General features: G+C 60.4%; 14 protein-coding genes and 1 pseudogene. 10 read left to right on the top strand and 5 right to left on the bottom strand.

The window, feature by feature from the left end:
• Positions 1 to 162 precede the first annotated feature (162 nt).
• The 4 genes from coxB to ACUN0G_RS12685 all read left to right on the top strand — a co-directional run bounded on the left by coxB (position 163) and on the right by ACUN0G_RS12685 (position 4,542).
• Positions 163 to 1,290 carry a cytochrome c oxidase subunit II gene (gene coxB, locus ACUN0G_RS12700; protein WP_445573576.1) on the top strand — a complete coding sequence of 376 codons (1,128 nt, stop codon included), beginning with the start codon at positions 163 to 165 and terminating at the stop codon, positions 1,288 to 1,290.
• 58 nt (positions 1,291 to 1,348) lie between these two features.
• Positions 1,349 to 2,926 carry a cytochrome c oxidase subunit I gene (ctaD, locus tag ACUN0G_RS12695; RefSeq protein ID WP_445573575.1) on the top strand — a complete coding sequence of 526 codons (1,578 nt, stop codon included), beginning with the start codon at positions 1,349 to 1,351 and terminating at the stop codon, positions 2,924 to 2,926.
• 141 nt (positions 2,927 to 3,067) lie between these two features.
• Entirely contained in the window at positions 3,068 to 3,619 is a 552-nt protein-coding gene (locus tag ACUN0G_RS12690) for a cytochrome c oxidase assembly protein (RefSeq protein ID WP_076013311.1), read from the top strand.
• Between the two features lie 35 nt (positions 3,620 to 3,654).
• A complete protein-coding gene (locus ACUN0G_RS12685) occupies positions 3,655 to 4,542 on the top strand; it encodes a cytochrome c oxidase subunit 3 (RefSeq protein WP_258343004.1) in 888 nt (295 codons plus the stop codon).
• 6 nt (positions 4,543 to 4,548) lie between these two features.
• On the opposite strand, the gene ACUN0G_RS12680 is transcribed toward ACUN0G_RS12685, so the two are convergent.
• Positions 4,549 to 4,752: a twin transmembrane helix small protein gene (locus tag ACUN0G_RS12680; protein ID WP_010168612.1), complete on the bottom strand. Its 204-nt coding sequence runs from the start codon at positions 4,750 to 4,752 to the stop codon at positions 4,549 to 4,551.
• Positions 4,753 to 4,836: 84 nt separating this feature from the next.
• Here ACUN0G_RS12680 and ACUN0G_RS12675 point away from each other — a divergent pair, with 84 nt between their 5' ends.
• Genes ACUN0G_RS12675 through ACUN0G_RS12655 form a run of 5 tightly spaced genes read left to right on the top strand, consistent with a single transcriptional unit; the run spans position 4,837 to position 8,751 of the window.
• Entirely contained in the window at positions 4,837 to 5,577 is a 741-nt protein-coding gene (locus ACUN0G_RS12675; protein WP_445573574.1) for an SURF1 family protein, read from the top strand.
• On the top strand, positions 5,543 to 6,142 hold the full coding sequence (locus ACUN0G_RS12670) for a hypothetical protein (RefSeq protein ID WP_421526174.1): 600 nt from the start codon (positions 5,543 to 5,545) through the stop codon (positions 6,140 to 6,142). The genes ACUN0G_RS12675 and ACUN0G_RS12670 overlap by 35 nt, the downstream gene beginning before the upstream one ends.
• Positions 6,143 to 6,152: 10 nt before the next feature.
• A complete protein-coding gene (locus ACUN0G_RS12665) occupies positions 6,153 to 7,232 on the top strand; it encodes a COX15/CtaA family protein (RefSeq protein ID WP_258343008.1) in 1,080 nt (359 codons plus the stop codon).
• Positions 7,220 to 8,119 carry a heme o synthase gene (gene cyoE, locus ACUN0G_RS12660; RefSeq protein ID WP_258343009.1) on the top strand — a complete coding sequence of 300 codons (900 nt, stop codon included), beginning with the start codon at positions 7,220 to 7,222 and terminating at the stop codon, positions 8,117 to 8,119. Before ACUN0G_RS12665 ends, cyoE begins: the two co-directional genes overlap by 13 nt.
• The gene (locus ACUN0G_RS12655) at positions 8,116 to 8,751 is read left to right on the top strand and encodes an SCO family protein (RefSeq protein WP_010168617.1); all 636 of its coding nucleotides are present in this window, start codon (positions 8,116 to 8,118) and stop codon (positions 8,749 to 8,751) included. Before cyoE ends, ACUN0G_RS12655 begins: the two co-directional genes overlap by 4 nt.
• A gap of 264 nt (positions 8,752 to 9,015) precedes the next feature.
• Here the strand turns inward: ACUN0G_RS12655 and ACUN0G_RS12650 are convergent, their stop codons facing one another.
• The 3 genes from ACUN0G_RS12650 to ACUN0G_RS12640 are packed head-to-tail and all read right to left on the bottom strand — an operon-like array spanning position 9,016 to position 11,522.
• Complete coding sequence (locus tag ACUN0G_RS12650; protein ID WP_445573573.1) at positions 9,016 to 9,789, bottom strand: MetQ/NlpA family ABC transporter substrate-binding protein; 774 nt, start codon at positions 9,787 to 9,789, stop codon at positions 9,016 to 9,018.
• Positions 9,790 to 9,840: 51 nt separating this feature from the next.
• Positions 9,841 to 10,515, bottom strand: a complete 675-nt coding sequence (locus ACUN0G_RS12645; protein ID WP_063033708.1) for a methionine ABC transporter permease — start codon at positions 10,513 to 10,515, stop codon at positions 9,841 to 9,843.
• Positions 10,515 to 11,522 carry a methionine ABC transporter ATP-binding protein gene (locus ACUN0G_RS12640; RefSeq protein ID WP_076013316.1) on the bottom strand — a complete coding sequence of 336 codons (1,008 nt, stop codon included), beginning with the start codon at positions 11,520 to 11,522 and terminating at the stop codon, positions 10,515 to 10,517. The genes ACUN0G_RS12645 and ACUN0G_RS12640 overlap by 1 nt, the downstream gene beginning before the upstream one ends.
• Positions 11,523 to 11,790: 268 nt before the next feature.
• Here ACUN0G_RS12640 and katE point away from each other — a divergent pair.
• Positions 11,791 to 13,931, top strand: a pseudogene (katE, locus tag ACUN0G_RS12635) (catalase HPII).
• A 101-nt stretch (positions 13,932 to 14,032) separates the two neighbouring features.
• On the opposite strand, the gene ACUN0G_RS12630 reads toward katE, so the two are convergent.
• Positions 14,033 to 14,752 (bottom strand): PA5502 family lipoprotein, encoded by a 720-nt coding sequence (locus tag ACUN0G_RS12630; protein ID WP_445573572.1) that lies wholly within the window; start codon positions 14,750 to 14,752, stop codon positions 14,033 to 14,035.
• Between the last annotated feature and the right edge of the window lie 27 nt (positions 14,753 to 14,779).

Here is a 14,779-nt window from a genome sequence, read left to right as displayed (position 1 = left end):
CGGGGTGGCGGTCGCTGTCTATACTCGTTTTGTACGCAATTAGCTGATGACGCCCGACTGCATGAGCAGGCAAGGCTTGGCGGTTGTAAGCAGTATGGAAGCCGCTCCCTTGGCCGCAGGTGCAAACCGGCGGGATAACAAGAACGATAAGGGGAACCCGCAATGACGCGACATCCACATGTTTGGATGGGCCTACTGTTGTGGTCAGTATTCGGCCAGGCGCAAGCCGCCTGGACAACGAATATGGCGCCAGGGGCCACTGAAGTCAGTCACGCCGTGTTTGACCTGCACATGACCATTTTCTGGATCTGTGTGGCGATTGGCATCGTCGTGTTTGGCGCGATGTTCTGGTCGATGATTATTCACCGGCGCTCAACGGGCCAAGTGGCGGCCAAATTTCACGAGAGTACGACGGTGGAGATTCTCTGGACCGTGGTGCCCTTGCTGATCCTGGTGGCGATGGCCATTCCGGCCACCAAGACGCTGATCAACATCTACGACAGTACGGAATCGGATATCGATATCCAGGTCACCGGCTACCAATGGAAGTGGCATTACAAATACCTGGGCCAGGACGTCGAGTTCTTCAGCAACCTGGCTACGCCCGCCGAGCAGATCCATAACCAGGCCGTCAAAGGCGAACATTACCTGTTGGAAGTCGACCAGCCGCTGGTGCTGCCGGTGGGTGCCAAGGTGCGTTTCCTGGTGACTGCCGCCGACGTGATCCACTCCTGGTGGGTGCCCGCGTTTGCGGTCAAGCGTGATGCGATTCCAGGCTTCGTCAACGAGGCGTGGACCCGGGTCGAGAAGCCCGGCATCTACCGTGGCCAGTGCGCCGAGCTGTGCGGCAAAGACCATGGTTTCATGCCGATCGTGGTGGAGGTCAAGTCCAAGGCGGACTACGAGACCTGGCTCGGCGAGCGTAAGGCAGAAGCCGCCAAGCTCAAGGAATTGACCTCCAAGGAATGGACCCTGGATGAGCTGGTGGCCCGTGGCGACAAGGTTTACCACACCACTTGCGTGGCCTGTCACCAGGCTGAAGGCCAAGGCCTGCCGCCGATGTTCCCGGCGCTCAAAGGCTCGCCGATTGCCGTCGGGCCCAAGGAAGACCACCTGCACCGCGTGTACTTCGGCAAACCCGGCACCGCCATGGCGGCGTTCGGCAAGCAACTGTCGGAAGTCGATATCGCGGCGGTCGTGACCTACGAACGTAACGCCTGGGGCAACAACAAAGGCGACATGGTCACTCCTAAAGACGTGCTGGCTCTGAAACAGGCGGAAAGCAAATGACCTCCTTCATTGCGTATTCCCTGAACCGTCCCGCCCACTCGTTCGCAGGAGAAAGGCCATGAGCGCTGTGATCGACGACCACGGTCATGCCGGTGGCCCCGCCAAGGGCCTGATGCGTTGGGTGCTGACCACCAACCACAAAGACATCGGGACCATGTACCTGTGGTTCAGCTTTGCCATGTTCCTGCTTGGCGGCTCGTTCGCCATGGTGATCCGCGCCGAGCTGTTCCAGCCGGGCTTGCAGATCGTGGAGCCGGCGTTCTTCAACCAGATGACCACCATGCACGGCCTGGTGATGGTGTTCGGTGCGGTGATGCCGGCGTTTGTCGGCCTGGCCAACTGGATGATCCCGTTGATGATCGGCGCGCCCGACATGGCCCTGCCGCGCATGAACAACTTCAGTTTCTGGCTGTTGCCGGCGGCGTTCCTGATGCTGGTGTCCACGCTGTTCATGCCCGGTGGCGGGCCGAACTTCGGCTGGACCTTCTACGCCCCGCTCTCCACCACCTACGCGCCGGAAAGCGTGACCTTTTTCATCTTCGCCATCCACCTGATGGGTATCAGTTCGATCATGGGCGCGATCAACGTGGTCGCCACCATCCTCAACCTGCGTGCCCCTGGCATGACCTTGATGAAAATGCCGCTGTTCGTCTGGACCTGGCTGATCACCGCGTTCCTGCTGATCGCGGTGATGCCGGTGTTGGCAGGTTGCGTGACCATGATGCTGATGGACATCCACTTCGGCACCAGTTTCTTCAGCGCCGCCGGTGGCGGTGATCCGGTGCTGTTCCAGCATGTGTTCTGGTTCTTCGGCCACCCCGAGGTGTACATCATGATCCTGCCGGCCTTCGGTGCCGTCAGCTCGATCATCCCGACCTTCTCGCGCAAGCCGCTGTTCGGCTACACCTCGATGGTGTACGCCACAGCGAGCATCGCGTTCCTGTCGTTCATCGTGTGGGCGCACCACATGTTTGTGGTGGGCATCCCGCTGGTGGGCGAGCTGTTCTTCATGTACGCCACGCTGCTGATCGCGGTACCCACGGGCGTGAAGGTGTTCAACTGGGTCAGCACCATGTGGCAAGGCTCGCTGACCTTCGAGACGCCGATGCTGTTCGCGGTAGCGTTCGTGATTTTGTTCACCATCGGCGGCTTTTCCGGGCTGATGCTGGCCATCGCTCCGGCGGACTTCCAGTACCACGACACCTACTTCGTGGTCGCGCACTTCCATTACGTACTGGTACCCGGCGCGATCTTCGGGATCTTCGCCTCGGCCTACTACTGGCTGCCGAAATGGACCGGCCACATGTACGACGAAACCTTGGGCAAGCTGCACTTCTGGCTGTCGTTCGTGGGGATGAACATGGCGTTCTTCCCGATGCACTTCGTAGGACTTGCCGGCATGCCGCGTCGGGTGCCGGACTACAACCTGCAGTTCGCCGATTTCAACATGGTCTCCTCCATCGGTGCCTTCACCTTTGGCGCGACGCAGATCTTCTTCCTGTTCATCGTCATCAAGTGCATTCGTGGCGGTAAGCCTGCGCCCGCCAAGCCGTGGGATGGTGCCGAAGGGCTGGAGTGGAGCATCCCTTCGCCTGCGCCGTACCACACATTCACCACACCGCCGGAGGTCAAATGAACACCTCCCTATCCTGTGGGAACTGGCTTGCCTGCGATGGCGTCACTTCGGTGTACCTGAAAGACCGAGTTGCCAGCATCGCAGGCAAGCCAGCTCCCACAGAAAAGCCACTCACAGAACATTCATTCGTAGGTGGCCGCCATGCTTGAGTCCGTGCCTATCAAGCGCCTGGTCACGCGGCTGTTGATCCTGGTGGTGGCGATGTTCGCCTTCGGCTTTGCCCTGGTGCCGATCTACGACGTGATGTGCAGGGCGTTCGGCATCAATGGCAAGACTGCCGGGCAGTACGAAGGCGAGCAGGTGGTGGACCCGACGCGCCAGGTGCGGGTGCAGTTCCTGTCCACCAATGCCATCGACATGGTCTGGGAGTTCCACTCCAAGGCCGACGAGGTGGTGGTCAATCCCGGCGCGGTCACCGAGATGCTGTTTGTGGCCTACAACCCCACCGACAAGCCGATGACCGCCCAGGCGGTGCCGAGCATTTCGCCCGCCGAGGCGGCGATGTATTTCCACAAGACCGAGTGTTTTTGCTTCACCCAGCAAGTGCTACAGCCAGGTCAGCGCATAGAAATGCCGGTGCGCTTCATTGTCGACCGCGACATGCCGAAGGATGTGAAGCATTTGACCCTGGCGTACACGCTGTTCGATATCACCGCGCGCCAACCGCCCGTGGCTGTCCATACCGGCGGCTAGGCGTTGCTTGCGGGCTCGATTAGGAGAACGAATACATGTCGACTCATGATACGTACTACGTACCAGCACAGAGCAAATGGCCAATAATTGCCACGCTGGGCATGCTGATTACGGTGGTCGGGCTGGCTACCTGGTTTAACGATTTGAAGGCCGCACGCCCGGAATCCCACGGCCCGCTGATCTTTTTCGTCGGCGGCCTGCTGCTGGCCTACATGATGTTTGGCTGGTTCGGCGCGGTGATCAAGGAAAGCCGCGCCGGTTTGTACAGTTCACAGATGGACCGCTCCTTTCGTTGGGGCATGACCTGGTTCATCTTTTCCGAGGTGATGTTCTTCATCGCGTTCTTTGGCGCACTGTTTTATGTGCGGCATATGTCGGCGCCGTGGCTGGCGGGCGAAGGCTCAAAAGGCGTTGCCCACATGCTGTGGCCGAACTTCGAATTCGCCTGGCCGCTGCTGAACAATCCTGACCCGAAACTGTTCCCTGCGCCCAAGGGCACCATCAGCCCCTGGGGCTTGCCGCTGATCAACACGATCTTGCTGGTCAGTTCCAGCGTGACCATCACTATCGCCCACCACGCCTTGCGCAAAGGTCATCGCGGCGCGCTGAAGATCTGGCTGGCGATCACCGTGTTGCTGGGTTGGGCGTTTCTCGGGTTCCAGGCCGAGGAATACATCCACGCTTATAAAGAGTTGGGCCTGACCCTCGGTTCCGGCGTGTACGGCGCGACCTTCTTCATGCTCACGGGCTTTCACGGCGCCCACGTAACCATCGGCACGATCATTTTGTTTGTGATGCTGATGCGCATCCTGAAAGGGCATTTCAACAACGAGCACCAGTTCGGTTTCGAGGCGGCCAGTTGGTATTGGCACTTTGTGGACGTGGTGTGGATCGGGCTGTTTTTCTTCGTTTACGTGCTTTGAGGCCGTTCACCAAGGCGCATGAGATACCAGCTGGCCGCTGAAGAAACCCCAGGTGATCAGCCCTAAGGTGATCACAGCCAGCACCACACGCACGGTCAAGGCAGTGACGAGGCGATTGGAGTTGCCCTCGTCCTTGACCAGGAAGAACAAGCCACTGAACAGGCTCACAACGGTAGCAATCAGCATCAGGGCAATGGCTGCTTTGAGCATGGTGGGCTCCGGGGCTCTTTTTTGGAGGGGGCGAGCAATGAGATTCAGTATAGCCAGCGCAGCACCGACCTCTGCGGCAATGCCATGAAACCCTTTCGCCCCGGTATTGCGCCGACGCTGGTGGTGCTTGTTCTGCTGCCGTTGCTGGTGTTTCTCGGCTTCTGGCAGCTTTCCCGCGGCCAGGAAAAACAGGCGCTGCTGGAAACCTACGCCGAGCGCCGCGCTGCCGAGCCCATGAGCAGTGCGCAATTACAGGCCATCGAAGATCCGGCCTTCCGCCGCGTGCATTTGCGCGGGCAATTCGATGCCGAGCACAGCGTGCTACTGGATAACCGCTTTCGTGACGGCAAGGTCGGTGTGGAAGTGCTGCAACCCTTCCACGATCAGGCCAGCGGTCAGTGGCTGCTGCTCAATCGCGGCTGGCTGCCTTGGCCGGACCGGCGCACGCCAGCGATTTTCACCACCCCCGAACAACTGCTGAATCTCGACGCCTGGGTCTATGTGGCTCCCGGCGAAACCTTCCAGTTGCACGCCGATCCGGCGGGCGCACAGTGGCCACGATTGTTGACCGCGCTGCATCCCGAAGCGCTGTGGACCGAGTTGGGCCGTAGCGGATTCGCCTATGAAATGCGAGCCGAAGCCGGCCCCGGCACTTTCGAAACCAACTGGCCCGTGGTCGCCATGGGCCCGGAAAAACACTTGGGCTACGCCGTGCAATGGTTCGCCATGGCGCTGGCGCTGTTCGGTCTTTACCTCTACCTCGGATGGCACAACACAAAGGAGAAGCGCCATGGGAGCGGCCATGAATCCACCCAACATGTCTGACGCGCCAGCAGCGCCCAACCGGCGCAAGGGGCGCTGGCAACTGATCCTGATTTTGCTGATGGTGATCGGCCCGATGGTGCTCGCCACCTTCATGTACAAGTTGCAGTTCTGGGTACCGGACAGCCGCAGCTACCACGGCGAGATGATCGGCAATGGCCAGACCCGTGCCGACATTGGCGTGCAGGCCGACGAAGACCGCTGGCAGCTGCTGGTGACCGCGCCCGCTGCCTGCGCCGCCGACTGCCAGCAACTGGTTTACCTGGCTCGCCAGCTGCAAATCGGCCTGGGTCGCGATGCCTCTCGTGCCAGCCACGCCCTGGCCAGCGCGCAGCCTTTGAGCACTGCGTATGACGCCAAGCTCAAGGCCGAATATCCGCAACTGCAACGTTATCCCCTGGACCTGTCGACCTTCAACAAAGACGCCGCCGCCCAAGGCAGCGGCGATGCCCAGCTGTGGATCGTCGACCCCCACGGCAACCTAGTGCTGCGCTACGACGCCCGGGTCAAGGGCAAGGACCTGCTCAACGACCTGCGCCTGCTGCTGAAACTGTCGAACATCGGATAAGGACACCGTCATGGCCAAACCTGGATTTCGCCTCGCGCTGTTTGCCACCCTGCTGGCCCTGATCGTGGTGCTGCTGGGTGCTTATACCCGGCTGACCCACGCGGGCCTCGGTTGCCCGGATTGGCCGGGTTGTTATGGCTTTATCAGCGTGCCAAAAAGCGAAGCCCAACTGGCCCATGCCGAACTGCATTACCCGGACACGCCGGTCGAGGCGGACAAGGGCTGGAACGAGATGACCCACCGTTATTTCGCCGGCACCCTCGGGCTGCTGATTGTGCTGCTGGCGGCGCGCGCCTGGACCCACCGGCATCATCCGGGGCAGCCGTTGAAATTGCCGTTGTTCCTGCTGGTGGTGGTGTTTGCCCAGGCGGCGTTTGGCATGTGGACGGTGACGCTGAAGCTCTGGCCGCAGGTGGTCACCGGGCATTTATTGGGCGGGTTTGCGACGTTGAGCCTGCTGTTTTTGCTGACACTGCGGCTGTCCGGTGTATTGCCGGCGCTGATTGTGCCCAGGCGTTTGCAGTATTGGGCCACGGCTGGCCTGGTGCTGGTGATCGGCCAGATTGCCCTGGGTGGATGGGTCAGCTCCAACTACGCGGCCGTGGCCTGTATCGACCTGCCGACCTGTCACGGCCAATGGTGGCCGGCGGCGGATTTCGCCAATGGCTTTCACCTGACCCAGCATATCGGTCCCAATTACCTCGGCGGGCAACTGGACAGTGATGCGCGCACGGCGATTCACCTGACCCACCGAATTGGCGCGCTGCTGGTCACTGTCGTACTGCTGGGCCTCGCCTGGCAACTCAAGGTGGTCGGCATGACCCGCTTGGCCGGCCTGTTGCTGATCGCCCTGGCGGCGCAAATCTGCCTGGGCTTGAGCAACGTGTACTTTCACCTGCCGCTGCCGGTTGCGGTCGCTCATAACGCCGGCGGCGCGGCGTTGCTGCTGACGCTGGTGCTGGTCAATTACCACGCCCGCACCAGTCTGGTCCGGGTGCGGCACCAGTTGCCGTTCGGCTGGCGCTTCAGCCCGCGTAAACACGTGTCGGGCCTCATTACCCTTAAAGGAGAGATGCCATGGCGACCTTGATCGGCGAGCGTCATAGCCAGGCGATCTGGCGTGACTACCTGGAGCTGACCAAGCCCAAAGTGGTGGTGCTGATGCTCATCACCTCGCTGGTGGGCATGTTCCTCGCCACCCGCGCCGGGGTGCCGTGGCCGGTGCTGATTTTCGGCAACCTGGGGATCGCCCTGTGTGCCGGCGGCGCGGCGGCGGTCAACCATGTGGTGGATCGGCGCATCGATGCGCTGATGGCGCGCACCCATAAACGTCCACTGGCGGAAGGGCGCGTATCGCCTGTGGCGGCGCTTGTTTTCGCGATGGTGCTGGCGGTGGCCGGGCTGGCGTTGTTGCTGGCGTTTACCAATCCACTGGCCGCCTGGCTGACCCTGGCTTCGCTGTTGGGCTACGCCGTGATCTACACCGGTTTTCTCAAGCGTGCGACGCCGCAGAACATCGTCATCGGTGGGCTGGCCGGCGCCGCGCCGCCGTTGCTGGGTTGGGTTGCCGTCACTGGCCACGTCAGCGCCGAGCCGTTGCTGCTGGTACTGATCATCTTCGCCTGGACTCCACCACACTTCTGGGCCCTGGCGATTCACCGCAAGGAGGAATACGCCAAGGCCGATATCCCCATGCTGCCGGTGACCCACGGCGAGCACTACACCAAAGTGCATATCCTGCTCTACACCTTCGCCCTGCTGGCGGTCAGCCTGATGCCGTATGTCATCCATATGAGCGGCATGCTGTATCTGGTGTGCGCACTGGTTCTGGGCGGGCGCTTTCTGCAATGGGCCTGGGTGCTGTACCGTGGCAGTCGGCCGCACGCGGCGATCAACACCTTCAAGTACTCTATCTGGTACTTGTTTGCGCTGTTTATCGCCCTGCTCGTAGACCATTACCTATTGTTGAATCTATGACTCGAACTCAAAAAACTGTCTTCATTCTGGTGGCCATTGTCGCGTTGATCATGGGCCTGACCGTCAACAAAGTACTGAGCGGCAAAGGCCAGGGCGACCCGACTGCCTTGATCGATGCCGGCATCATCCTGCTGCCGCAAAGCCGCCAGTTGCCGCCGGTGACCATGACCAACCAGGACGGCCAGCCGGTGGTGGTCAACGAGCTGAAAGGCAAGTGGAGCGTGCTGTTCTTCGGCTACACCTTCTGCCCGGACATCTGCCCGACCACCCTCGCCCAACTGCGCCAGATCAAGAGTGAACTGCCTAAAGACGTTGTGGATAAGTTGCAGGTGATCCTGGTCAGCGTTGACCCGAACCGCGATACGCCGGCGCAGCTCAAGCAATACCTGGGCTACTTCGATCCGCAGTTTGAAGGCCTGACCGGTGCGAATGTGGAGGATGTGCAGAAAGTGTCCAATGCGGTGAGCATTCCGTTTATTCCGGCGGACACCAGCAAGCCCAACTACACCGTCGACCACAGCGGCAACCTCGCGCTGATCGGGCCGGACGGCACCCAGCGCGGGTTTATCCGGGCGCCGTTGAACAACCAGAAATTGGTGGCGCAGTTCCCGGGGTTATTGCAGCGTAAATAAGCCTGCCGACCATTTCCTGAGCGACACAAATCAAATGTGGGAGCGGGCTTCGCGAAGGCGGTGTGTCAGTCAACAGATGTATCGACTGAACCACCGCCTTCGCGAGCAAGCCCGCTCCCACATTGGTTTAGATCGTTCCCACGCTCTGCGTGGGAATGCCGCACTGGACGCTCTGCGTCCGCTTTTGAGGTCGTGACGCGGAGCGTCACAGGATGCGTTCCCACGCAGAGCGTAGGAACGATCGATCGGGGTTTCGGCCTTGGATCAGAACGCCGGCAGGATCGCGCCTTTGTACTTCTCGAGAATGAACGCTTTCACTTCCGGGGTGTGCAGGGCTGCAACCAGCTTCTTCACCGCATCCGAATCCTTGTTGTCTTCGCGGGTCACCAGGATGTTCACGTAAGGCGAGTCGTTGCCTTCGATCACCAGTGCGTCCTTGGAGGGGTCCAGCTTGGCTTCCAGGGCGTAGTTGGTGTTGATCAGCGCCAGGTCGACCTGGGTCAGCACGCGCGGCAGGGTGGCGGCTTCCAGTTCGCGGAATTTCAGGCTTTTCGGGTTTTCGGTGATGTCCTTGATGGTCGACAGGATATTGGTCGGGTCCTTCAGGGTGATCAGGTTGTGCTTGGCCAGCAGCAACAGCGCACGGCCGCCATTGGTGGCGTCGTTCGGGATGACTACGTTGGCGCCGCTTGGCAGTTCTTCCAGCTTTTTGTACTTGCTGGAGTAGGCGCCCAGAGGTTCCAGGTGCACAGCGCCGACGCTCACCAGGTGAGTGCCCTTGGCTTTGTTGAATTCATCCAGGTACGGCTGGTGCTGGAAGAAGTTGGCGTCCAGGCGTTTTTCGGCAACCTGTACGTTTGGCTGGACGTAGTCGGTAAAGACTTTGACCTGCAAATCCACGCCTTCTTTAGCCAGGGCCGGCTTTACGAATTCGAGGATTTCAGCGTGGGGTACCGGGGACGCGGCCACGGTCAGGGTTTCGGCGGCGTGGGCGGAGAACGCGGCAACGGCGGCGAAAGCAACCAGTAGTTTTTTCATCCAACAAGCTCCTTGTTCGGGCATTGGCCGGCTTCGCGCCGGCAATAGCCGTTATTTTCGAGAAAAGTGCACCACCAGCTTGTCGCCGACGGTTTGCAGAATTTGCACCAGGATCAACAGCAGCACCACGGTGACCACCATCACATCGGTCTGGAAGCGTTGATAACCGAAGCGGATGGCCAGGTCACCCAGGCCGCCGGCACCCACCACACCGGCCATGGCCGTATAGGAAACCAGTGTAATCGCCGTCACCGTAATCGCCGCGAAGATGCCGGGGCGGGCTTCGGGCAACAAGGCGTTGGTGATGATCTGGCGAGTGGTGGCGCCCATGGCCTGGGTCGCTTCGATAATCCCGCGGTCCACTTCGCGCAGTGCGGTTTCCACCAGGCGCGCAAAGAACGGTGTGGCGCCCACCACCAGCGGCGGAATCGCACCGGCAACCCCCAGCGAGGTACCGGTGATCAGCACCGTGAACGGGATCATCACGATCAGCAGAATAATGAACGGCAGCGAACGCAGGATGTTCACGATCAGTGACAGCATCGCGTACAGGCCTTTTTGTTCGAACAGCTGGCGCGGGCTGCACAGGAACAGCAGCACGCCCAGCGGCAGGCCCAGCAACACGGTGAACAGCAGCGAGCCGAACAGCATGGTCATGGTGTCGCCGGTGGCCAGCAGGATTTCGGACCAGTCGATGTTCGAGAAAAAGCTCAAGAAGATTTCCATTAGCGCAGCACCTCCATGTGGACGTCTGCGGCGGTGAAGGCGGCAAAGGCGGCCTCCATGTCGCCACCGGTGACGGCGAGGGTCAGTTGCCCGTAGGGAATGTCTTTAATACGGTCGATACGACCGGCAAGGATGCTGTAGTCCACACCCGTTTCACGGGCGACGGTACCCAGCAGCGGTGCGTAGGTCGCTTCGCCCTGGAACGTCAGGCGCACGATGCGGCCCGGCACGTGAGCGAAGTCATCACGCTGCTCGCCTTCGTCAACCTGCTCGGACTCTTGCACGAAACGCTTGGTGGTCGGGTGCTTGGGGTGCAGGAACACATCGGCGACGGTGCCTTGCTCGACGATCACGCCGGCGTCCATCACGGCCACGTGGTCGCAGACTCGACGGATCACGTCCATTTCATGGGTGATCAGCACGATGGTCAGCTTCAGCTCACGGTTGATCTCGGCCAGCAGTTGCAGCACCGAGGCGGTGGTCTGTGGGTCGAGGGCGCTGGTGGCTTCGTCGCACAGCAAAATCTTTGGCTTGGTGGCCAGGGCGCGGGCGATGCCGACGCGCTGCTTCTGGCCGCCGGACAGCTGCGCCGGGTACTTCTTGGCGTGGTCGGACAGGCCAACCCGGGCCAGCAGTTCGGCCACGCGCACGTCGATTTCCTTGCGGGAAAGTTCGCCCGCAAGCGTCAGCGGCAGCGCCACGTTGTCGGCGACGGTCTTGGAGGCCAGCAGGTTGAAGTGCTGGAAGATCATTCCGACCTGTTGCCGGAAACGGCGCAGGCCGTTGGCGTCGAGGGCGGTGACTTCTTCGTCATCGACCTTGATCTGGCCACCGCTGGGTTCTTCCAGGCGATTGATCAGGCGCAGCAAAGTACTTTTTCCCGCACCGGAATGGCCGATCAGACCAAACACCTGGCCATTTTCGACGCGCAGGTTGGTGGAATGCAGTGCGGGGATATCCTTACCGGCGACCCGGTAGGTTTTATGGACGTTATGAAACTCGATCACGTAGCGAACCTTGTGGGGCGCATTAAAAAGGGATCAGCGGTTAGCCGGGCGCGCATTTTAGCCTGTCCGTATAGCGTTTCTTAGCATTTATTTCTCATCCGACCAGCGATTTGGCAATAACGCGATCAAAGGTCATAAAAAAGGAACGGTACAAAACCGTGTCAGTCACTACATAAGCAACTCGAAATTCCCAGGTGCCGTGCCTGGGGTTTTGCTCAAGAAGAGCCGGGGATCGCTCTGGCCTACGCAAACGAGGAGTTTTTGTCTGATGAGTACTAAAAAGCCAGTCACCCCGCCCAAGAGCGAACTTGCGGGTACCGACACTCTGGACCGTGGTAACACCAACGCCAAGCTGCAAAGCCTGGAAACATTTCGCTCTGACGCTACCGGCCAGGCGCTGCGTACCAATCAGGGCGTGAAGGTTTCCGACAACCAGAACAGTTTGAAGGTCGGCTCCCGTGGTCCTTCGCTGCTGGAAGACTTCATCATGCGTGAAAAAATCACGCACTTTGACCATGAGCGCATCCCGGAACGTATCGTTCATGCCCGGGGTACCGGTGCCCATGGTTATTTCCAGACCTATGAAAACCACTCGGCGCTGACCAAGGCCGGGTTCCTGCGTAACCCCGAACACAAAACCCCGGTATTTGCGCGTTTCTCTACGGTGCAGGGCCCTCGCGGCTCGGGTGATACCGTGCGTGACGTGCGTGGCTTTGCTGTTAAGTTCTTCACCGACGAGGGCAACTTCGACTTGGTGGGTAACAACATGCCGGTGTTTTTCATTCAGGACGCGATCAAGTTTCCTGACTTCGTGCATGCGGTAAAACCTGAGCCCCACAACGAGATTCCTACGGGCGGCTCGGCCCACGATACGTTCTGGGATTTTGTCTCGCTGCAGCCGGAATCGCGCACATGGTGATCTGGGCCATGTCTGACCGGGCCATTCCAAAAAGCTTGCGGACCATGCAGGGGTTTGGTGTACACACCTTCCGCTTGGTGAATGCCGAGGGCAAATCCAACTTCGTCAAATTCCACTGGCGTCCTACCGTCGGCACCTGTTCCCTGGTGTGGGACGAGGCGCAGAAGCTGGCGGGCAAAGACACCGACTTCCATCGTCGTGACCTGTGGGAATCCATCGAAAGTGGCGATTACCCGGAATGGGAATTGGGCGTGCAGATCATCGCCGAAGAAGACGAGCATAAGTTCGACTTCGACATTCTCGACCCGACCAAGCTGATCCCCGAAGAGCTGGTGCCGATCACGCCGCTGGGCAAGATGGTGCTCAATCGCAACCCGGACAACTACTTCGCCGAGACCGAGCAAGTGGCGTTCTGCCCGGGGCATATCGTGCCGGGTATCGACTTCTCCAATGACCCGCTGCTGCAGGGTCGGTTGTTTTCCTACACCGACACACAGATCAGCCGACTCGGCGGCCCGAACTTTCACGAGTTGCCGATCAACCGTCCGGTGGCGCCGTTCCATAACGGCCAACGCGATGCCATGCACCGCACCACCATCGACAAGGGGCGCGCGTCCTACGAGCCGAACTCGATTGATGGTGGCTGGCCGAAAGAAACTCCGCCTGCGGCGCAGGACGGTGGCTTTGAGACCTATCCGGAGCGAATCGACGCCCACAAGATCCGCGAGCGCAGCGAGTCGTTCGGCGATCACTTCTCCCAGGCGCGGTTGTTTTTCCGCAGCATGAGCAAGCACGAGCAAGAGCACATCATCGCGGCTTATAGCTTCGAGCTGGGCAAGGTGGAGCGTGAATTCATCCGGGCCCGGCAGGTGAACGAGATCCTCGCCAACATCGACCTGGAGCTGGCCAAGCGCGTGGCGCAGAACCTGGGCTTGCCGGCGCCGAAGAAAGGCACCGTGCCGGAGCGCAAGACGTCTCCGGAACGTTCGCCAGCGTTGAGCCAGGCCAACTTGCTGTCGGGTGATATCAAGACTCGCAAGGTGGCGATTCTGGCCGCGAACGGCGTTGATGGCGCGGCGATTGCTGCCTTGAAGGCGGCGCTGGAAGCCGAAGGTGCACACGCGAAGCTGCTCGGGCCGACATCGGCACCGGTGACGACGGCGGATGGCAAGAGCCTGCCGGTGGATGCGTCCATGGAAGGTTTGCCGTCGGTGGCGTTCGACGCGGTATTTGTGCCAGGTGGTGCGAAGTCGGTGCAGGCACTGAGTGGTGACGGCGTTGCGTTGCATTACCTGTTGGAGGCGTACAAGCACTTGAAAGCGATTGCCTTGGCCGGTGAGGCGAAGCAGTTGCTGGATGTGTTGAAGCTTGAGGCGGATGCGGGCTTGATTGTGGGCGGCGATGCGAAGGCGTTTAAGGCGTTCTTTGCGGCGATTGCCCAGCATCGGGTCTGGGATCGGGAGCCGAAGGCTAAAGCTGTTCCGGCTTAGTCATTGGTTGATTGTTAGACCGCTTTCGCGAGCAAGCCCGCTCCCACATTTTGAATGGTGAATACATTCAAGTGTGGGAGCGGGCTTGCTCGCGAATGGCGTTATTCAGTCTTACGCGGAATCAGCACAACCTGCGCCGGAACCTTCTTCAGGATCTGCCGGTGAATCTTCAGGTCATACCCCGAATCGATGCGCTTCACCCGTTTGGTCAGCAACGTGGCCAGCCATGGGTAATCTTCGGTGCGCGGTGCCTGGATGCTCACATCGCACTGGTAATTCACCACATCGGTGGCGATTTCATCCAGTTGATGGCGCAGCGCTTCAATATCGGTGAGGTTCAGCGCAACCGTGGTGCTTGGCGCTGCCGGGTCGATGACCTTGGCAGGCGGCTTGGCTTCAGCGGCTTTCAAGGCAGCCTCGGCTTTATCCAGTTCGACCTTGCGGGCGTGGGTAATCGCGCTGTTGACGCCGCCGGTCAGCGCTGGCGCTTTGGGCATCAACGCCCGGGCGCGGCTCAAGGCCGTGGCGGCTGCATTGACGTCACCTTTTTGCAGCACGATCTGGCTGCGCTGCAAATAGGCTTCGGCCAGTTGGCGCTGATAAGGCTCCAGCGCCGGGTCGTTGGGCGACTGGGCCTGCAAGGCGGCCAGCTCGTCTTCGGCGGTGGCCAGTTCACTGCTGGCGAGGTTTTGCTCCAGCTGTGCGATGGCCGCAGCACGTGCGTCCGGCGCGTTGGGGGCGGCGGGCGGGGTGCTTTGGCAGGCGCCCAGCAGCAAGGAAAATGCGGCAAGGAGCAGATAACGGGCGTTGAACAGCTTCATTCCTGCGACTCTCTAATTGCGCAAAAA

Source organism: Pseudomonas sp. 32A, from assembly GCF_052682255.1.
The sequence above is the reverse complement of the archived record's forward strand: the minus strand, read 5'-3'. Positions and strand labels throughout refer to the sequence as shown.